This window comes from Halomonas sp. LC1 (genome assembly GCF_030247125.1).
Lineage (GTDB): Bacteria > Pseudomonadota > Gammaproteobacteria > Pseudomonadales > Halomonadaceae > Vreelandella.
Window position 1 is genome coordinate 478,300 of sequence record NZ_JASSPG010000001.1, and the last position, 17,829, is coordinate 496,128.

Consider the following 17,829-nt stretch of genomic DNA (forward strand, 5'->3'; position numbering starts at 1 on the left):
CAACGCAAATCAAGCGTTCTCCACCGCGTGGCCGCCTTCTTCATCAGGCGCTTCAGCCAGCGTATGCCCTTCACTTCGGGCAATCACGGTCGTGCCGACCAAGTCTCCCGTGACATTCAGCGCCGTTGCCCCCATGCCTACCAGGGCATCAATGGCGGTGAGTAGCGCCACGGTTTCGATGGGCAGGCCTACTTGGGCAAACACGGTGGCGATCATGATGATGCCCGCCCCCGGCACCCCGGCCGTGCCTACCGTGACCAGCGTGCCGATCAGCACGATCTGCACCATGCTCATCAAGTCCAGAGGCGCGCCAATCACGTTGGCGGCAAACACCGCTGAAATGGCAATACGGATCGCGGCACCGTCCATATTGAGCGTTGCTCCCAGGGGCAGGCTAAAGCCATAAATGCTTTTCGGGATGCCCAACCGCTGCGCAGCATTGATCGTGATGGGCAGCGTACCGGAGCTGCTTTGCGTGGCGAAGGCGGTGGCCATCGGCGTGCGCGCCTCACCAAAAAAGCTGCGTAATTTCACGCCAAACAGCAGCATCACCGCGCAGTAGATCAACAGCTGTGCGCCGAGCGCGATGTACAGCACCATCACCATGTCACCCAGCGAAAGAAGCGTTTCCATCCCCTGCTGGCTTACCGTTTCAGCAACGATGGCAAAGACGCCAATGGGCACGAAATGCAGCACCCCCGACATCACTTTCAGGGTGACCTCGTTTAATCCTTCAATAACTTGATAAAGCTGCTCGCCAAGCGCGTGCTGCTGCTCGGATTGGCGCATTTTCAACAGCGCAATCCCGAACACCAGCGCGGTAAAGATGATGCCCAGCATATTGAGTTCGGCAAAGGCGGCCACGATATTGCCCGGCACGATATTGAGCAGCGCATCGACCACGCCTGGGTTGTCTGGCACTGAAAAACTCGCGCTGTCGCTGAGCGTCATGCCGCTGCCCGGGCTGAACAGCGTGGCAACGGACAGCCCCACCGTAATGGCCAGCGCCGAAGAGCCTAAGTAGTAAAGGAACACCTTGCCGCCCACGCGGCCGGCACTGCCTTCCCGTGATTGGTTCACCCCCACCATGAGAGTGAACAGCACGATCGGGACGATCAGAAACGTCAGTAGCCGAAGCAGCAAATCCCCCAAGGGAGCTAGCCACACGGCCACCTCGTCACCGCCCACGATGCCCACCAGCACGCCCAGTACCAGCGCAACGGTGACGCGGAGGATGAGCGATGCTTGAAGATAGCGCTTCCAGAGATATGTCATTGAATGTCCTGTCGATGTAAATCCGTGGAACCAACCATGGCATGAAACATCACTATTGGTTACCGAAACAGAGGGAGCGTCGCGTGAGCCCTCTCACGCCAATGAAATAGCTTAACACGCCCTTTATGACGACTATCATAGGCCCCCTTCGCCAACGTTGCCGCTCTGCTTACCTAACTGGAGTCTCGATGAATAACATCAACCCTAACAAGCTACACCACAGCAAATGGACAGCCGTAACGCCACGCCATAAGGAGAAGCACTTCATCGTGACGCAACTGGTCCGCGATGAAGAGGAGAACGTCGTGGATGTCGTGCTCGAAGCGGTTCACTCCCACCGAGAGAGCACGCTGCCATGGCAAGCGCTCAAAGATGACAGCCTTTGGAAAATGGGCTGGAAGTAATCCGTGGCCTGCGGGCAGTCAGAAAATAAACGCGAAAGGCTTTGACCTAGCCCCAGAAGCATGACACTGTAGCGTCAGTTGGTTAGCAAGCAGCATGGTTTCAGAAGCGTACGATCTTTTTCGGCAGCCTGATATTGTATTCCTTGTTTCACCCGCTACTTCATCTGGGTAATACCAGGAATTTTATTACGGCGCATTAGCGCGAAAGGATCTACACAATGGCAACTGGCACAGTTAAATGGTTTAACGACACTAAAGGCTTCGGTTTCATCGCTCCTTCTGACGGCGGCGACGACCTGTTTGCACACTTCTCTGAAATTCAGTCTGACGGCTTCAAAACCCTTCAGGAAGGCGCTAACGTCTCTTTCGACGTTACCCAGGGTAAAAAAGGCCTTCAGGCTTCTAACATCAAGCAAATCTCCTAAGTCCTATCTTTTTAGATAGCACTGAAAAGTTTGCTAGAACCTTCACCCATTAGGTGAATGGTTCGAACAGAAAGGCCCGCCTCGGCGGGCCTTTCTGCGTTTGGGTATTAAATCCTCTCCCATACGATCAGTTGAGCATCAATAGTCAGCGTGAGCTGCTCCAAGTTAGCTGCTCGCTCGCGCCCCTCCGCACTGGCACGATACAAATGCGGCGTCATGGTCAGTAAATCGCCGATAGACTCCGCCCCTTCCAGCGCGATGGAGTAGCGGATTTGCTCTGAGGCGAGGTGCTTAAAACCATCCGGCACATCAGGCGCTCTCTCACGCGCAGGCTTCAGGGTGGGATAAATAATTTCCCGTAGCTCGCGCAGGTGCTCCGGCCCCGCTTCTACTTGAAGCAGTTGCCCGCCCGGCTTAAGCACGCGTGCAAACTCGCTATACACCGGAAAGCCAAACATACACAGCACGCTATTCAGCGTTGCCGACTGCACCGGCAATTGGGCGTTACTGCCCACTACCCAACGGCTGATCGGTGCGTGCTTATCGTCTTGCTTCGCCGCCGACTGCACTGCCCACTTCGAGATATCCAACCCCATCAGTGACAGCGCCTGCGACTCGGGCATGTATTGGGACAGTTGGCGCAGGTAGTAACCCTCGCCACAGCCTGCATCCAGGCAGCTGTACGTGTCTGGCTGCTCACAGTGGCGCATCACCGCCTGGCTAAGCGCCTTTGCAATGGGCGCATAGTCACCCGCCGCCAAAAAGCGCTGGCGTGCGGCCACCATGGCTTTGCTGTCACCAGGGTCGGTGGAGCGTTTCTGCTGTACAGGTAGCAGGTTGATATAGCCCTGTTTCGCCACATCGAAACTGTGGTTTGAGGCACACCGCCAAGTGCCGCCTTCCAACTGGAGCGGTTCGCCGTCTAACGGACAGGCCAGGGCCTGAAAAGGGGTACGATGGATCACAAAGAAGTCTCGTTGGGGCGTTTGTTGGGCATGGAAGCGCGGGACACGTCTTTAAACAGCGTGGATTGCCACTGGCGAACCGCCAGCACCGAGGTGGTGCCGAAGCGCTGATGAAGGGGCAGGCTGCTTTCCCGTTCGCATAGGGAGTGAAACTCGTTCGCCAGGCGCTGCATGATTTGCTGCCATTCGGCGCTGCCTGCCTGGGAAAGCAGGCCATTCAACACCATGAGCTTTTCGGTGTCGCTATCAAAGCGCGACTGGAAAAACTCGGTGGCAATATGCTGCTGGAAAAACTGCTGAATCGGCCCGCCAGGACGCCAGCGGAAATTAGCCGCCACGCGCTGGCGAATACGATTACCCGGCAAAAGTTCGATCAGCTTTAACTGCTCAAGCGTGATCAGATGGCGAATACACTGCGCCTCGCTCAGCCGATACTGGTGGTGAATCTCTTCGAATCGGTAGCCGTTAATCACGCACACCGCGACCAAAAACAACTCGCGGTCATCGACGATACGCTGCTCTTGCGCTCGGGTCAGCTCCTGCACCCGCTGCTCGTCGGCCTGCATGGCGCTGATCAATTCGGCGAATTCCAGGTTAAGCTGGTCGCAAATCACCTCTAGGCGCTCTAAGGTAACGTGCTTATTGGCGAATAGCCGCTTCACCGAGGCTTCGCTAAGCCCAAGCCAGCGGGCCACATCGGCATACGTGTAGCCTTGGGCGCGCAGTTGGCGCTTCAGCGTATCGACCAGCGCACTTGTTTGGCTCACAGGGCCTCCGACGCTTAAAAGTAGCGTATAACGATACCGGAAAGCCTATATAACTCAACTTGAACGGTGAGCGTTGCAACACTCACCCCGTTTGCCGACAGTGCGTTAACTTTCGGCGACTAAGGCGACATACCATGCAACCTTTGCTGCGCATCGCGGGCGCTTGGCCCTACTTGATGGCCATCTTTCTCAATGCCTTCGTAGATCTCGGGCACAAAATCGTCATTCAGAATACGATTTTCAAAAGCTACGATGGCGCGACCCAGGTCGTGCTTACCGCTCTGGTGAATGGGCTAATTCTGCTGCCGTTTATTCTCCTCTTCAGCCCGGCAGGCCATATTGCCGACAGCACGCCCAAAGTACGTGTGCTAAGGCTCTCCGCCTGGGCTGCGGTGGCGGTATCGCTGGGGATCACGGCCGCTTATTATCAAGGCTGGTTCTGGCTCGCTTTTGCGATGACGCTGCTGCTGGCTATTCAGTCTGCATTCTACTCACCCGCCAAGTACGGCCTAGTGAAAGGGCTGTTTGGTAAACCCCGGCTAGCCGAAGCCAACGGGCTAGTGCAGGCGGTTACCATTGGTGCGATCCTGGCCGGCACGGTGGCGTTTACCGCCCTGTTTGAACACTGGGTCACCCCCAGCGCCAGTACGCCAAGCGACCTACTGCGCCATATCGCTCCGCTGGGCTGGCTACTGGTGCTTAACAGCGGCCTTCAGGTCGTCGCCCTCTATCGGCTCCCACTGGATGAAGCACAGCCTGCGGCTACCCCGCTCACCTGGGCACGCTACCGCAGCGGCACTGCGTTAAAAGAGAATCTACGCATTCTTGCCCGCCAGCCGGTGCTGCGGCTCTCCATCATTGGGTTAGCGACGTTCTGGTCGGTGGGGCAAGTGCTGCTGGCCGCTTTTCCCGCCTATGCCAAAGAGGCGCTCAGCATCGAGAACACGCTGGTGCTGCAAGCCATTCTCGCCGCCAGCGGTATCGGCATCGCTTTCGGCTCGCTGTTAGCCAGCAAGCTCTCCCGCAACCGTATTGAAACCGGGTTAATTCCGCTGGGTGCTGTCGGTGTCGCCGTCGGGCTTTGGTGCCTTCCTCTCCTCACCACGCCCACCAGCCAAGCGCTCAACTTTGTGTTCATCGGCATGATGGGCGGGCTATTTATCGTGCCGCTCAACGCATTAATTCAGTTTCATGCGGCGGATCACGAGCTAGGCACTGTGCTGGCCGCCAATAACTGGATCCAAAACCTGTCGATGCTGGGCTTTTTGGTGCTCACCGCGATGTTCGCGCTGGCGGGGGTCGATAGCCATTACCTGCTGCTATTGGTCGCTAGCGTGGCGATGGTGGGCGGTGGCTACACCATTTTCAAACTGCCCCAGAGCCTAGTGCGCTTCATTCTCAGCTTCCTGCTTACCCGCCGTTACCGCGTAGACGTTCACGGGCTGGAAAACCTGCCCGCCCAAGGCGGCGTGCTGCTGCTGGGCAACCACATTAGCTGGGTAGACTGGGCGATGGTGCAAATTGCCAGCCCGCGCCCGGTAAGATTCGTGATGCTGAAAAACATCTACCAGCGCTGGTACCTACGCTGGTTCTTTAAAGCGCTGGGCTGCATTCCCATTGAGCGCGGCGCTGGGGCCGAAAACGCGCTGGCCGCCGTGGCCGAGCAGCTCAACGCAGGGGAAGTGGTTTGCCTGTTTCCCGAAGGAGCGATTAGCCGCAACGGCCAGCTGGGCGAGCTGCGCCGAGGCTACGAGCGCGCCTGCAAACACGCCCACCCAGACGTGCGCATCGTGCCGTTTTACCTGCGTGGCCTGTGGGGCAGCCAATTCTCCCGCTCGTCTAGCAAACTCAAAGAGCTACGCAATGCGCCGCTGCACCGCTCGGTGGTAGTCGCCTTTGGTAAACCGCTGCCCAAAGCCACCCCCGCCGACGTACTCAAACGGCGTATCTTCGAGCAGGCGACCCACTCGTGGCAACACGCCATGGAGGAGCTGCCTTCGCTGCCTGAGGCCTGGATCAACAGTGTCAAACGCAGCCCAAGCGCCCCGGCGCTGGCCGACACTTTGAGTCGCCCACTCAACGCTGGCCAAGCGCTCACCGCTAGCCTGCTGCTCGCCAAGCGCTTTCGCCACCGCAGCCTCAACGAATCGACGCTTGGCCTACTGCTGCCTACCAGCACTGCTGGGGTACTGGCCAATATGGCCACGCTGCTCGCGGGTAAAACGCTGGTGAACTTGAACTACACCGCCAGCCAAGCTGCTCTTGCCTCTGCGCTGCAGCAAGCCGATATTCGCACCGTCGTCACCGCGCGCCGCTTTGTGGAAAAGCTGAGCCAACGGGGACTGGCGGTGGACTCGCTGCTGGAGGGCAAGCAGGTGATCTATTTGGAAGATCTACAGGCGGGGATCTCCCGGTTTGAGCGCGTCAGTACGTTTCTTGCCGTGCGCCTGCTACCCGCTTGGTTGTTACAGGCGCTGTTCTGCTATAGCCGGGATGCGGACGCCACGGCGGCCATTCTGTTCTCCAGCGGCAGCGAAGGGCAGCCCAAGGGTGTGATGCTGAGCCACCGCAACCTGATGGCCAATATCAAACAGACCTCCGATGTGCTCAATACCCAGCACGACGATGTGGTCATGGCCTCGCTGCCGCTCTTTCACGCGTTCGGTTTTACCGTCACCCAGCTACTGCCATTGATCGAAGGGCTGCCGCTGGTCAGTCACGCCGACCCCACCGATGCCCCAGGTGTTGCCAACGCGGTGGCCAAGCATAAAGCCACCATTATGTTCGGTACCTCCAGCATGCTGCGCCTGTTCAACCGCAGCCCAAAGGTACAGCCCGCCATGTTGGCAAGCCTGCGTGTTGTGGTGGCCGGTGCCGAGAAACTGGATGAAAGCGTACGTGAAGGGTTTGCGCACAAATTCGATAAGGCGATTTATGAAGGCTACGGCGCGACAGAAACCGCTCCCGTGGCGGCGGTCAACCTGCCTGACGCCGTCGGCGTTCACTACCAGCAGGTTCAAAAAGGCAATAAGCCCGGCACCGTGGGTATGCCGCTCCCCGGCACCAGCATTAAGGTCGTCGATCCTGAGAGCTTCGAGGAGCTACACACCAACGAGCCAGGCATGATTGTGATTAGCGGACCACAGGTGATGCAGGGCTATCTCAACGACCCCCAGCGCACCGAACAGGCCCTCAAAAGCTTCGACGGCCAGCGCTGGTACGTTACCGGCGATAAAGGGTTTATCGATGAAGATGGCTTTTTAACACTGATCGACCGCTACGCCCGTTTTGGCAAAATCGGCGGCGAAATGGTCAGCCTCAGCGCCGTTGAAGCCGCGGTCAGAGCGGTCATCGACGACCCCGACATACCGCTGATGGCCGTCAGCCTGCCCGATGCAAACAAAGGCGAGCGCATCGTCCTACTGAGCGAAGCAGCGCTGGACGCCAAAACGCTCAAAACCGCCCTGCGCAGCCACGGCACGCCCGCGTTAATGATTCCCAGCGACTGGCTCACCGTGAAAGTGATACCTCGTCTAGGGTCAGGAAAAGCAGACTTTGCTGGCGCGAAACGGCTTGCCGAAGCGCAGTTTAATAGCACAACCTAAGAAGCAGGCTAATTTAAGAAAGAATACTTAACGTATTAGGAGTGTTTATGCCTCTATTCAGAGTAGTAAGTCGCACTACCTGGGATCAAACGCAGCAGCAGGGCTTTGTCCCCCGCTGCGGGAATGACCACAAAAACGATTGTGTACACCTGAATTTAGAAGAGGCGGTTTTATATACAGCCAACAAGTATTTCTCTCATGAAGAGGCGCCGTTGGTATTGGAAATAGACGAACCAGCGGTCAGCCACCGTTTGGAGTGGCTGCCTCCCAATGAGGAGCAGCCCTGGCAACGGCCAAGGGCACACATCGACAACTTACCGCAATCCGCCATCCTGTCAGCAAGGCCTTTGGCCTATCAGGCAGGATCATGGCACTGGCCAAGCTAATGCTTTACCTGGATAAACAAGACGGGCAATACCCTTTACGCCGGAAACGGCAAACCGCCTCGATAGAGAAACTCACTCAGTTCAAAGGTCGTTACCCCAGCGGCATCTTTGCGCTTGAAAGAGACTTGATCGGCAGTCGTAACACAAAACCACGACTGCATATCGGCAGGCTGCTGTTGGGTGAGCGCGCTGGGTGTGAACAAACCTACACAGCTGCCGCCAGCAGGGTCTCTAGCTGACGCATATTCGAACGCTTCTACTCCTGCGGCTCGCATGGCGCTGCCTACTTGTTGGCAAGGGGCATACTCCACGGGATGCCTTAACACTGCTTGATGATTGGCAAAAACTTCTGAGTTCAGTGTTACTCCCTTCGTAACGGCGTAGCCCACCGAAAATAGCGTGTGCTCTGAACGTAGGGAGTCCGCCGCTGGCGTGCCTTCCATTGAGTACCAAAACACCCAACGATAGTAGGCAGACTCAGCGAGAGTCGTCGGTATCGTTTGCCCACCGTAGAAGATGCTAGGCTCATGGACACGGCCAAACCGTGACCCCCATTTGAGGGGCGGATATCGAAAAGGCGTTTTTAACAGGTAGTGAAGGTCGCGCTCCTGCTTGGGATAGGGAGGCTTGGCCGTTTCGAGCAGTGCTTCCAATATTTCCTGCTCTTCTAACGTATCGACGTAGCTTAGGGTCGCGACTTGCTCCTGGCTCTCAACCAACCGATACAGCGTGCCGGAAATAGGCACGATATGGCTTGTGCCATCACAGCGTTCCCAAATGCTCACACCTTGCCCCGCATCCCATCAACGAATCTAAGGACTGCGAACAGCCCCTCTAGCCGTGTGACTTGTTCAGCAGGCACGCCCCCCGTGGCACGGTTGGGCGTGCGCATAAAGTGCTGAATCCATACTTGATCTCCTCCCGTCAAGGCGAACAGCGCTCGCGCTAAACGAATCAGCAGTAGCGCCAGCTCGCCTTGTTTAGAGTTTGGGTCAAGCTTCAAATTTTTCTTTAGCTGCGTAATGGTGGTGCGGTGTACCCCTAGCACGTCAGCTAACGCTGATTGCGATAACCCCAATTGCTCAGCAGCACGTAGCACCGCTTTCGCGAGTACCTGATCAGGCGTCGACCTAGATTGAGCAAGCGCAGGCATGCAGCACCTCTCGATGATGAATTCACATCAATTGTAGCGAAAAAGTTGCTAAATCACATTTATCGCCAGCGTTTTTTAGTCGGCTGCAGGCGCTTCGCCACCCTCACTTTGGTTATTCTCAGTGCTATTCCCAGGACTCTTTTCAGAACCACTGCTAACACCCTCGTTAGCGCTCGATGCGGAGCGTTTGCTCTGACTCTCCCCACGCGCAATATCATGATGGCTAATCACCACCACATCGCGTGGCCACCATTCCGGGTGTTCGTCGCGGATATAGGCCATTAACTTTTCACGCACGTTCATCTCAGCGGTCCAGCCTGCCATGGGGTCGGACGTCATTAAGTAGCAGGTGACCGTTTGTGCGTGTGCGGTTTGGCCGGTGACGTAACAGAGCAGCTTATGGTGCTCTATCACGCTATCCTCTTCTTTGGCAAACTCTAAAAACTTCTCGCGTACCTGGGAGATATCGGCACTCAGGTGCAGGGTTAGCTCCAGGAAGCGATACATCTTGGTGCTTTTCACCGAGAGGTTTTCGAACGGCTTGGAGGTGAAGTACGTGACCGGCACGATCAACCGCCGCTCATCCCAGGAGCGTAGGCGGATGAAGGTGTAGAAAATCCCCTCCACATAGCACCACTGCCCTTCGAAGATCACTAAATCGCCAATGCGGATGGGCTTGGCCAGTGAGAGTTGGAACGACGACAGAATATTGCCCAGCACCGCCTGACCCGCGATACCGACCAGCACGGCCAACACACTGGCCGAGGCCAGAATGGAAAGCCCTAGAGATTCAAACAGCTGGATTTGCCCAAGCACATAGACCGACACCGAGACGACGGTGATCAAGATAATCACTCGACGCAGGGCGTAGAGCGAGGTTAGCAGCCGGCGCTTGTCTTTGGGTTTGGTGTCGTCGATCTCCCCCACCAAGCGGCGGGTCATGCGCAGCATGATGGTATCGACCAGCCTCAGCGCAATGGTGCCTGCGCCCCAGGCCATGATCGCAATTAGCAACACCCTGAACGTCGTGGTGGCCACCGCTGAAAACGACACCACGTAATCGAGCAGCATTTGAGTGACCAGCGACATCGCGATGAGCGCCACCGGCACGCCGATCTGGTCGGCGAATATCGTCGATATACCGGAGGGCAGAATACGGGCGATCAGCCCCATCAAGTAATAGGTCGCGATGCCGACGACGCCAATGGTGATCAGAAAAACGGGGATAGCCAGCCACTCCCAAATTTTCAGCACGCCAAACGACGCTTTGAAACGTTCAGGAATGTAGCTCTCGAGCATGGAAGGGCCGTACTCTTCGTACAGTGTCGGAATCGATGACACGCTCTCTGGCATGATCAGCCAGATGGGGTCCTCTTCCCCCACGCGATAGCGCCCCAGCCGCACATCGTAGGCTTGGCCTTCCACCTGCAGCGCGGCTAACTCGATATTGCGTCGGGGTTGGCCCGCTAGTGGATTCTGGCCAGAAGGGTCCTCGATGGCGGCATCCTGGCGGCCCGGCAGGTTGGAGGCATTCAGCCACTCGCCACGGCGCAAGATCTCGGCAAGCTGTTTGGCCAACTCGGTCCCCCGCGTGGCCTGCTCGCTGGGGTCGATATCCGCCAGGTTCAACAAATGCGCCGCATCGGCGTAATTTTCCTCTTCGGTGAAATTCAAGAAGCTGCGGATGGTCTCCCGAGGCGACATGCGCTTTGCATCGTCGGGTACGTCATCCAACCCGGTGTTGATCGCATCCATGGTGAACCAACGCGAGTCGTCGCTCTCATCGCCTTGCGTTTGCGCCATCCCCACGCTGGAAAAAAGTAGCGTGACGGCCAGCACACACCAGACGGGCCATGAGCTTTGATTTTTCATACTTGCCTTATTTAGTGAAAGTGAGCCAATACGTCCATCCACCAACGGCTTGCGCCGCGTGCCCACTGTCATCAGTGGGCGATCCATGTCGATGGTTGGACAAAGTACAGACCACGTTCCCCCATCCGGCAAGCACGAAGGCTAACGCGATGGCTGACCAGGAAAGGGAATGAACTCGCGGTCATCGTCCGGAGGAAGCTTAAAACGCCCGTGTTCGAAGTCGCCCTCGATCCACGCTTGCTTGGCGGCGTCCAGTTTTTCACGCGAGGAGGCGACGAAATTCCACGAGATATAGCGCGGGCCATTGAGGGTTTCCCCTCCCAGCAGCATCAAACGTGCCCCCTGCTCCCCTGCCACCACGGTCATCGCATCGCCCGGCCGAAACACCATCATACGCCCAGCCTCGAACGTCTCACCGGCCACGAGAATTGCGCCGGAGGTCACATAAAGCCCGCGGTCTTCGTGATGATCCGGCAGTGGCAATTTCGCGCCTGGGGCAAGCACCGCGTCGGCGTAGAACATATCGGAGAAGGTCTCTACGGGAGAGCGCTCGCCCCAGGCCGTGCCCAGAATCAGGCGTACGTTTTTCCCTTCACCACTGAGCAGCGGCAGCGTCTCTTCACCGTGGTGGGCAAAGCTGGCGGGCTTGTCCTCATACGCCTCGGGCAGTGCCACCCAGGTTTGAATGCCAAACAGCGAGTGGTCGCGTTCGCGGGTGGTGGGGCTGGTCCGCTCAGAGTGGGTGACGCCATTACCCGCGACCATCCAATTCACCGCGCCAGGATAAATCATCTGGTTCGTTCCCAAGCTATCGCGGTGCTGGAACTCCCCTTGGTAAAGGTAGGTGACCGTTGCTAACCCAATGTGTGGGTGCGGCCGCACGTCGATGCCCTCTTCACGGAGGAATTCGGCCGGGCCCATCTGGTCGAAAAAGATGAACGGCCCCACCATTTGCCGTTTCGGAGCAGGCAACGCTCGGCGCACTGCAAAACCGCCAATGTCGCGAGCGCGAGGCACAATCAGCGTTTCGATGTCTTCCAAACGGCCAGCGGAGGGGCAGTTCGGCTCGATATCAGGCATCCAACTCATCACCAGTCTCCCATCGACGTTCACGTAATACGAGTCAAATACGGTGGTGCACGTAGTAAGGGTATAGCTGAAACGGCCCCGGACTGCCCGAAGCGCGGTCAATCTTCTCCCAAACGCTGGAAGGTGTCGTCATACAGCGCGGTGAGCAACAACTCGCCCTCTTTATTGACGCGAAACTCGCCGTAATGGGCCGTCTCATAGCGCTCGGCATGGCCCTCCTGAAAGAAGAAGGCGTTGGTGGCAAAACGCACCCGCCCATGGCGCAGGCGAAACTGTAAGCGCCGCTCATCCGCTTCTAGCGGTGTGCCATCGTCTATTCGCTGGAAGTAAGCCACTCGAGCGCTATCGACACGGACGACCACGTCACCATTCATTGAGGCTGAAGGGGTCTCACCGCGCTGATACAGCTCGCTTTGCAGGCGGTTCGCCAGGGCAAAGTTGAGCGCCATATAGTCGCCCTGCATTAGGGAACGGGGATCGACCGGGGCCAGTTCCAGGTAAACCACCTCCCCTTGCGCGATATGACGCTCCTTCTGCCAAATGGCGCTGTTGACCACGACCAACATCGCCAGCGTGGTCAGCAGGACCACCCATCGAAAACGCCTAACGCTAGCGGCCATGGTGTTCACCTCTTTTTGTTGTCGCTAAGCGCCAGCGCTGCAACCCCCAACGCAGCGCTAACAGCGCGAAGCCCAGCACACACAGCAACGCTGCCTTGTGAAGTAGCGAGATATCTAACCAGTAGTAGTAGGCGCTGACCGCCGCCAGCAGCAGGAGTATACCGCTGGCCATTAACACCCGATGGCTAATCGCAACGCCCAGTAGTAGCACCGCGATGCCGCTACTCAGCCCAGGCGCAAAATAAGAGAGCACCGCCACCAGCAAGGCAGCGCTATACACCGCCCACATCACACTGCTTGAAGGCGAGTGGCGGCTCAGCGCCGTATGTGCTACCCATAACAGCGCTACGCCTGCCAATGCCGTGCTGATGCTTCGGCTGAGCATCGGGGAAAGGGCGTCCAGCTCCGTAAAGTTGCCTAGCCACAGCGCCTGCCCTGCATGGGCAACGCCTTGCAGCATAAGCACGCCCACTAACAGGCCCATGCCCCAGGCATGCATGTCACTCAGGCGCTCCGGCCAGCGAAACTCGTTCAACCACAGCCCCACCAGCGCTAATACCACAAAGCCACTCGCCACCTGCGTCAACCCACTGGCGGCAAGCGAAAACTCCAAAGCAAGGCACGCCAACACGACGGCCACAAAGCGGTGAAGGCGACTTGGCATCCCCCATGCAAAGGCCATTTGCATGATCACCAGTGCCCAGCCCAAGCCCACAGAAAAGCTAAGCGCATCCGCTAGCGGCCACGCGATCAACAGCTGCCCCACCAAGCTACACGCCAGCGCCATATGTTCCATGACATCGCTATCGGATGAGCGTCGCAGCAGCGCATACGCGCCTAGTACCATCAATCCGCCGACCAGTAAGGCAGCAAGCGGGCTTTCTAGTACCCACACCACGCCGGTGGCGATAAACCCCAACAAAAACAGCGCGGCCAGCCAGCCGGAAAGCGCTTGAACGCCGCGCACGAACCAGGGCATAGAATGCGTGGCAGTGGCCCGCTCATTCAGAACCACTCCCGCTTGCGCGAGTGCTTGCTTCAACGGTGAATATTGTTGGCTCATTGGATAGCCTCACGCTGTAGGCGTTTTAGCCACGCTACGGCTGCCGCTCCCAGGGCAAATACCGTCACGGCAACGATCAGCAGTCCGCCTGGATCGCCTTCCTCCCACATCACCATCCGAGCCATACAAAGCGTCAGCACGGCGATAACCGATACGCAGCCACCGGCCAGCATCAACAGATCCAACCGCCACCACCGGTAAACGCCATACAGCGCAGCCAACCAAACGGGGTAAAGCAACGCGCTTGGCGTGACGCCAAAGGTGAACCCAGCCACCCAGCTCATCATCAGCAGTGTGATCGGTAGGCCACTGCCCAGCGCCAGCACGCGTATTGCCCAGCGCCCTGGCCACGCTCGCCGTTGTGCGCCCCACTCCCACACCGCTTGCGCCGCCACGTTGGCTACCCAAAGCCCCCATAAGCCCGACTCCCCGGCGAGAAAGCGGCCATTCACGCCCCAGCCCCATACGCTGGCATGCAGCCAAATCGCCAGATTCCCCACGCCCAGCCATACCAGCCAGAGCGGGCTAAAACGCGCCGCCCATACCCACGGCAGCCCCAAGAGGGCCCAAGCGAAAAAGAGCTGCCACGAGTCTGCACCGGTTTGATACACCTGCCCAACAAGCGCCAGCAGAACGCCCAGCAGCACAAAGGCAGCCGTGAGCGCTACCCGGCTAACCCAAACATTCGCAGGTCGCCAAACCGCCACGCCCACCGCTACCAATAACACCGCCTGCACCAAGCCAAAGCGCAGCCAGTGCCCTATCGCCACCCAGTGGTACGCCACGAAAAACAGCACCGCAAAGGCCAGTGCTAAGGCACCGAGCCACAGCATTAGCCTATCGAGCAGTGCCGCCCAGGCGCGGGGCGTAGGATGCAGGCCTACAATGCCAATGGCCTGTGGCACCTGCTCAGGTGAGATCATTCCTTGCTCAACCAGCGAGACGAGTTCACGGCGGTTCGTGGTCACGGAGGTTCCTTATGCACAGTTTTTTATAAGTCGATTTTATGAACCGTTTTATGAACAGTCGCGGTATCTATCGGTATTCGCAGCGCTGCGTTATACATTCGTTAACCTTGCGAGATAAACTCTTTAACACCCCGTGATGTTCCCGTGACGCGTAGCGCCGAGACTAACAGTGAGCCTACCAACCCGGCAGGCCTTCTCTCGGAGAGTTACGCACATGAACAAGCTCACCACTCTGGCAGCATTATGCCTATTCAGCCTGATGGCAACGGTCAGCCATGCAGAAGAGATGAAAAACGATGGCGGCATGATGCAAGACAATATGCAATCCGATGACATGGGCCACTCCATGGACGACTCAATGGGTGACTCCATGAACAGCGATATGGAAGAGCACGTCATGATGGATGAAGGCATGTCTGAAAACAGTATGGCCATGGATGACGACATGAGCATGGAGAACGATCACATGGACACCACCGACAGCATGAAAGAGTAACGCCCCTTTCGAGAGCCAGGAAGCTATGACGCGAAACGTTCTGATCATCGAGGACAACCCAGGTATCGGCGAGCTGGTTCGTATGCACGTGGCCGAGCTGGGTATGACGCCTGTTCTTTATGACCGGGGAGATACAGGGCTCATGCGTTTTCGCGAAGGCGGTATCGACCTGGTGATTCTCGATCTAATGCTGCCCGGCTTGGATGGGCTATCGGTCTGTCGCGACATCCGCTCCTCCCCCGGCTATGTGCCCGTCTTGATGCTGACCGCCAAAAGCACCGAGCTGGACAGAGTGCTGGGGTTGGAAATGGGAGCGGATGACTACCTCACGAAGCCGTTCAGCGTGGCGGAGCTTTCCGCCCGGGTAAAAGCGCTGTTTCGGCGAGTGGATGCTATGGCGTCCGCCTCGCTTGAAAAAACCAAAGAGCGCGAGCTAACCGCCGATGCCCGAGCCCTTCCCTCTGGCCGAATTGGTCAACGATGTGGTGCAAAAGCACAGCCAAGCAGCCCAAGAGCGCGCGCTCACGCTCACCCTCAGCGGCGACCCCGCGTTACCCACCACGTATGCCGACCTCGCCATGACTGAACGGGTACTGGATAACCTGATCAGCAACGCCATTGCCTACAGCCCAGCGGGAGGCAACATCAAGGTCATCGTAGGCCACACCGACGGCCAGCCCGAGGTGCATGTACAAGACAACGGCCCCGGCATCCCTCCCAAGGACCTACCGCATATTTTCGAGCCTTTCTATCGCGGCGATGTGTCTGGCAGTACCGGGCACGCCGGGCTGGGGCTGGCGATTGCCCGGCGAATCATGACCCTCCAGGGCGGGGATATTCAGGTGACGAACCTAGCCGCAGGGGGCGCCTCCTTCTGCCTGCGCTTACCGGCTCATTCACCGCGCAAAGCCTGAGCAGAGAGCGCTACACGTGGCACAAAAAAACGCCCACCGTTGTCGGTGGGCGTCTGTTTTGATGCGTGTGGAATGCTTTAGCAGCGCAGCGGCTTAACCAAACACACGGCGCAGGTGGGCGCGATACGCGGCTTTGTCACGCTCTACGTCTGGCGCCTTGATCACGTCGTTGGCAATGAAGGTCGGCTGGGCCTTGAGACCAATGAACTCCTGAGACTTGTGGAACGGGAAATACACGCCATCCACGCCACGGCCTTCGAAGAAGTTACCTGGCTCGTCGAACGCTTCAATCGGCGCGTTCCAGGTCAGCGACAGCATGTAGTGGCGGCCTTGCAGCAGGCCGCCGCTACCGTACTGTTTGGACGGGTCCTGGCGAGAGCGGCCATCGCTGGCGTAGAGCGACCCGTGACCTTCGGTGAAGACTTCATCGATGTAGCGCTTGACGGTCCAGGGCGTGCCCATCCACCAGCCGGGCATTTGATACACGATGCTGTCTGCCCACAGGTAATTTTCGACTTCCGCAGCCACCTCGTAGCCCTGCTCGATGACCGTTTCGCGCACCTCGTGGCCCAGCTCTTTCAGCGTATCCACCGCCACGGCATGCAGGGTATTGTTGAGTTCTCCACCAGAGTGGGCAAACGCTTTACCGCCATTGATCAACAGTATCTTCATTGTTTCGACCTCACTAGGTATCGTGACCACCCCGCTAACACAAGGTAAGCAGGGCATTGATTGGCGAGTATTGTGCAGCGCAAAGGCGCAGAGAAAAACCAAACGTCCGGCAAGAGACTTTTGCGCTAAAATCAATAATAGATTCATCATCGAGGCGCTTACGAACGATGAAAAGCACCCTGGAAGAGCAGCAGGCGTTTGTCACGGTAGTGGATGGCGGCTCGATTACCGCTGCCGCCGAACGGTTGGGTATCACCGTGTCAGGCGTCAGCCGCGCGCTGAACCGCCTGGAGCAGAAGCTCGGCACGACGCTGCTGCGCCGCACGACCCGACGTTTGGAACTGACCGAAGAAGGGGACACCTTTCTCGCCCACTGCCGACGCATCCTCGCCGCCGTGGAAGAGGCCGAAGAGGCCCTTCTTGATCGTCATGACCAGCCTCAAGGCAGGCTGCGAGTCAACGCTGCGCCCAGCTTCATGCAGCATGTGGTCGTGCCCGTGATCGGTGAATTTCGCGCCCGCTACCCTGGCATTACCCTAGAGCTGGATACCCACGACCGCTTCGTGGATTTGCTGGAGCAGCGAGTCGACTTGGCCATTCGCATTGGCACACTGGAGGACTCCTCGCTTCACGCCCGTCCCCTTGGCCACAGCGCGCTGCGGGTACTGGCCAGCCCCGCCTATCTGGCCCGTCACGGCACGCCTCAACAGGTAGAAGAGCTTTGCCGCCATAGCCTGCTCGGTTTTAGCCAGCTCGACCACTTGAACCACTGGCCGCTGACCTGCGCGGATGGTAAGCGCTTACATATCACGCCCACCCTGGCCGCCTCCAGCGGCAGCACGCTGCTAGAACTTGCTCTGAAGGGGGAAGGGATCGTGTGTTTGGCGGACTTCATGACCCGCGCGCCCCGGCAGCACGGCACCCTGGTCGACGTGCTGCCCGACCACACCGAACTCGTCACGCAGCCGATTAACGCGGTTTACTACCGCCAAGCCACGCTTTCCCAGCGTACCCGGCTGTTTATGGATTTTTTAGCCGAACGGCTGCCCGCGCAGTATGCCCACGGCCCGTGAGAACGCTAAGCGCCGCTTGCTTCGCTTTGGGTAAAACTCGGCTACTGACCTACACTGGTTACGCAACACAGGAGGTCGTTGC

General features: G+C 58.0%; 19 protein-coding genes. 8 read left to right on the forward strand and 11 right to left on the reverse strand.

Annotated features, from left to right (window positions below; translation table 11 throughout):
- Positions 1-9 precede the first annotated feature (9 nt).
- Positions 10-1,275: a dicarboxylate/amino acid:cation symporter gene (locus QIT27_RS02230; RefSeq protein WP_159341310.1), complete on the reverse strand. Its 1,266-nt coding sequence runs from the start codon at positions 1,273-1,275 to the stop codon at positions 10-12.
- Between the two features lie 188 nt (positions 1,276-1,463).
- Between QIT27_RS02230 and QIT27_RS02235 the strand changes: the two genes are divergently transcribed.
- Together QIT27_RS02235 and QIT27_RS02240 are read left to right on the forward strand one after the other, a co-directional pair.
- Positions 1,464-1,679, forward strand: coding sequence for a TIGR02450 family Trp-rich protein (locus tag QIT27_RS02235; RefSeq protein WP_285262766.1), 216 nt, complete (start codon positions 1,464-1,466; stop codon positions 1,677-1,679).
- A gap of 218 nt (positions 1,680-1,897) precedes the next feature.
- The gene (locus tag QIT27_RS02240) at positions 1,898-2,104 is read left to right on the forward strand and encodes a cold-shock protein (protein WP_009095703.1); all 207 of its coding nucleotides are present in this window, start codon (positions 1,898-1,900) and stop codon (positions 2,102-2,104) included.
- 107 nt (positions 2,105-2,211) lie between these two features.
- Here the strand turns inward: QIT27_RS02240 and QIT27_RS02245 are convergent, their stop codons facing one another.
- Positions 2,212-3,066 carry a putative RNA methyltransferase gene (locus QIT27_RS02245; protein WP_285262837.1) on the reverse strand — a complete coding sequence of 285 codons (855 nt, stop codon included), beginning with the start codon at positions 3,064-3,066 and terminating at the stop codon, positions 2,212-2,214.
- Positions 3,066-3,836 (reverse strand): helix-turn-helix domain-containing protein, encoded by a 771-nt coding sequence (locus QIT27_RS02250; protein WP_159341308.1) that lies wholly within the window; start codon positions 3,834-3,836, stop codon positions 3,066-3,068. Before QIT27_RS02250 ends, QIT27_RS02245 begins: the two co-directional genes overlap by 1 nt.
- Positions 3,837-3,970: 134 nt before the next feature.
- On the opposite strand from QIT27_RS02250, the gene QIT27_RS02255 reads away from it, so the two are divergent.
- Both QIT27_RS02255 and QIT27_RS02260 read left to right on the forward strand, forming a co-directional pair.
- Positions 3,971-7,441, forward strand: coding sequence for an acyl-[ACP]--phospholipid O-acyltransferase (locus QIT27_RS02255; protein WP_285262767.1), 3,471 nt, complete (start codon positions 3,971-3,973; stop codon positions 7,439-7,441).
- Between the two features lie 47 nt (positions 7,442-7,488).
- A complete protein-coding gene (locus tag QIT27_RS02260; protein ID WP_159341306.1) occupies positions 7,489-7,827 on the forward strand; it encodes a DUF952 domain-containing protein in 339 nt (112 codons plus the stop codon).
- 35 nt (positions 7,828-7,862) lie between these two features.
- Here the strand turns inward: QIT27_RS02260 and QIT27_RS02265 are convergent, their stop codons facing one another.
- From QIT27_RS02265 to QIT27_RS02295, 7 genes are all read right to left on the reverse strand, one after another.
- Positions 7,863-8,612 carry an RES family NAD+ phosphorylase gene (locus QIT27_RS02265; protein WP_285262768.1) on the reverse strand — a complete coding sequence of 250 codons (750 nt, stop codon included), beginning with the start codon at positions 8,610-8,612 and terminating at the stop codon, positions 7,863-7,865.
- Positions 8,609-8,980, reverse strand: a complete 372-nt coding sequence (locus QIT27_RS02270) for an MbcA/ParS/Xre antitoxin family protein (protein ID WP_159341304.1) — start codon at positions 8,978-8,980, stop codon at positions 8,609-8,611. Before QIT27_RS02270 ends, QIT27_RS02265 begins: the two co-directional genes overlap by 4 nt.
- A 75-nt stretch (positions 8,981-9,055) precedes the next feature.
- The gene (locus QIT27_RS02275; protein ID WP_285262769.1) at positions 9,056-10,852 is read right to left on the reverse strand and encodes a mechanosensitive ion channel family protein; all 1,797 of its coding nucleotides are present in this window, start codon (positions 10,850-10,852) and stop codon (positions 9,056-9,058) included.
- A 141-nt stretch (positions 10,853-10,993) separates the two neighbouring features.
- A complete protein-coding gene (locus tag QIT27_RS02280; protein ID WP_159341302.1) occupies positions 10,994-11,941 on the reverse strand; it encodes a pirin family protein in 948 nt (315 codons plus the stop codon).
- Positions 11,942-12,039: 98 nt separating this feature from the next.
- The gene (locus QIT27_RS02285; protein ID WP_285262770.1) at positions 12,040-12,561 is read right to left on the reverse strand and encodes a GDYXXLXY domain-containing protein; all 522 of its coding nucleotides are present in this window, start codon (positions 12,559-12,561) and stop codon (positions 12,040-12,042) included.
- Positions 12,551-13,624, reverse strand: a complete 1,074-nt coding sequence (locus tag QIT27_RS02290; protein WP_285262771.1) for a DUF4401 domain-containing protein — start codon at positions 13,622-13,624, stop codon at positions 12,551-12,553. Before QIT27_RS02290 ends, QIT27_RS02285 begins: the two co-directional genes overlap by 11 nt.
- Positions 13,621-14,592 carry a DUF2157 domain-containing protein gene (locus QIT27_RS02295; protein WP_285262772.1) on the reverse strand — a complete coding sequence of 324 codons (972 nt, stop codon included), beginning with the start codon at positions 14,590-14,592 and terminating at the stop codon, positions 13,621-13,623. The genes QIT27_RS02290 and QIT27_RS02295 overlap by 4 nt, the downstream gene beginning before the upstream one ends.
- Before the next feature lie 214 nt (positions 14,593-14,806).
- Between QIT27_RS02295 and QIT27_RS02300 the strand changes: the two genes are divergently transcribed.
- The 3 genes from QIT27_RS02300 to QIT27_RS02310 are packed head-to-tail and all read left to right on the forward strand — an operon-like array spanning position 14,807 to position 16,002.
- Positions 14,807-15,088, forward strand: coding sequence for a hypothetical protein (locus QIT27_RS02300; RefSeq protein WP_285262773.1), 282 nt, complete (start codon positions 14,807-14,809; stop codon positions 15,086-15,088).
- Between the two features lie 25 nt (positions 15,089-15,113).
- The gene (locus tag QIT27_RS02305) at positions 15,114-15,674 is read left to right on the forward strand and encodes a response regulator transcription factor (protein WP_285262774.1); all 561 of its coding nucleotides are present in this window, start codon (positions 15,114-15,116) and stop codon (positions 15,672-15,674) included.
- Positions 15,667-16,002, forward strand: a complete 336-nt coding sequence (locus tag QIT27_RS02310) for a sensor histidine kinase (protein ID WP_285262775.1) — start codon at positions 15,667-15,669, stop codon at positions 16,000-16,002. Before QIT27_RS02305 ends, QIT27_RS02310 begins: the two co-directional genes overlap by 8 nt.
- A 93-nt stretch (positions 16,003-16,095) precedes the next feature.
- Here the strand turns inward: QIT27_RS02310 and QIT27_RS02315 are convergent, their stop codons facing one another.
- Complete coding sequence (locus QIT27_RS02315) at positions 16,096-16,674, reverse strand: NAD(P)H-dependent oxidoreductase (protein WP_285262776.1); 579 nt, start codon at positions 16,672-16,674, stop codon at positions 16,096-16,098.
- Between the two features lie 167 nt (positions 16,675-16,841).
- Between QIT27_RS02315 and QIT27_RS02320 the strand changes: the two genes are divergently transcribed.
- Positions 16,842-17,747 (forward strand): LysR family transcriptional regulator, encoded by a 906-nt coding sequence (locus tag QIT27_RS02320; RefSeq protein WP_159341294.1) that lies wholly within the window; start codon positions 16,842-16,844, stop codon positions 17,745-17,747.
- Positions 17,748-17,829: the final 82 nt, after the last annotated feature.

Coding starts and splice junctions, on each gene's coding strand:
- QIT27_RS02230 (WP_159341310.1), bottom strand. CDS start 1,275: ATGACATATCTCTGGAAGCGCTATCTTCAAGCATCGCTCATCCTCCGC.
- QIT27_RS02235 (WP_285262766.1), top strand. CDS start 1,464: ATGAATAACATCAACCCTAACAAGCTACACCACAGCAAATGGACAGCC.
- QIT27_RS02240 (WP_009095703.1), top strand. CDS start 1,898: ATGGCAACTGGCACAGTTAAATGGTTTAACGACACTAAAGGCTTCGGT.
- QIT27_RS02255 (WP_285262767.1), top strand. CDS start 3,971: ATGCAACCTTTGCTGCGCATCGCGGGCGCTTGGCCCTACTTGATGGCC.
- QIT27_RS02260 (WP_159341306.1), top strand. CDS start 7,489: ATGCCTCTATTCAGAGTAGTAAGTCGCACTACCTGGGATCAAACGCAG.
- QIT27_RS02270 (WP_159341304.1), bottom strand. CDS start 8,980: ATGCCTGCGCTTGCTCAATCTAGGTCGACGCCTGATCAGGTACTCGCG.
- QIT27_RS02275 (WP_285262769.1), bottom strand. CDS start 10,852: ATGAAAAATCAAAGCTCATGGCCCGTCTGGTGTGTGCTGGCCGTCACG.
- QIT27_RS02280 (WP_159341302.1), bottom strand. CDS start 11,941: ATGAGTTGGATGCCTGATATCGAGCCGAACTGCCCCTCCGCTGGCCGT.
- QIT27_RS02285 (WP_285262770.1), bottom strand. CDS start 12,561: ATGGCCGCTAGCGTTAGGCGTTTTCGATGGGTGGTCCTGCTGACCACG.
- QIT27_RS02290 (WP_285262771.1), bottom strand. CDS start 13,624: ATGAGCCAACAATATTCACCGTTGAAGCAAGCACTCGCGCAAGCGGGA.
- QIT27_RS02300 (WP_285262773.1), top strand. CDS start 14,807: ATGAACAAGCTCACCACTCTGGCAGCATTATGCCTATTCAGCCTGATG.
- QIT27_RS02305 (WP_285262774.1), top strand. CDS start 15,114: ATGACGCGAAACGTTCTGATCATCGAGGACAACCCAGGTATCGGCGAG.
- QIT27_RS02310 (WP_285262775.1), top strand. CDS start 15,667: ATGACTGAACGGGTACTGGATAACCTGATCAGCAACGCCATTGCCTAC.
- QIT27_RS02315 (WP_285262776.1), bottom strand. CDS start 16,674: ATGAAGATACTGTTGATCAATGGCGGTAAAGCGTTTGCCCACTCTGGT.
- QIT27_RS02320 (WP_159341294.1), top strand. CDS start 16,842: ATGAAAAGCACCCTGGAAGAGCAGCAGGCGTTTGTCACGGTAGTGGAT.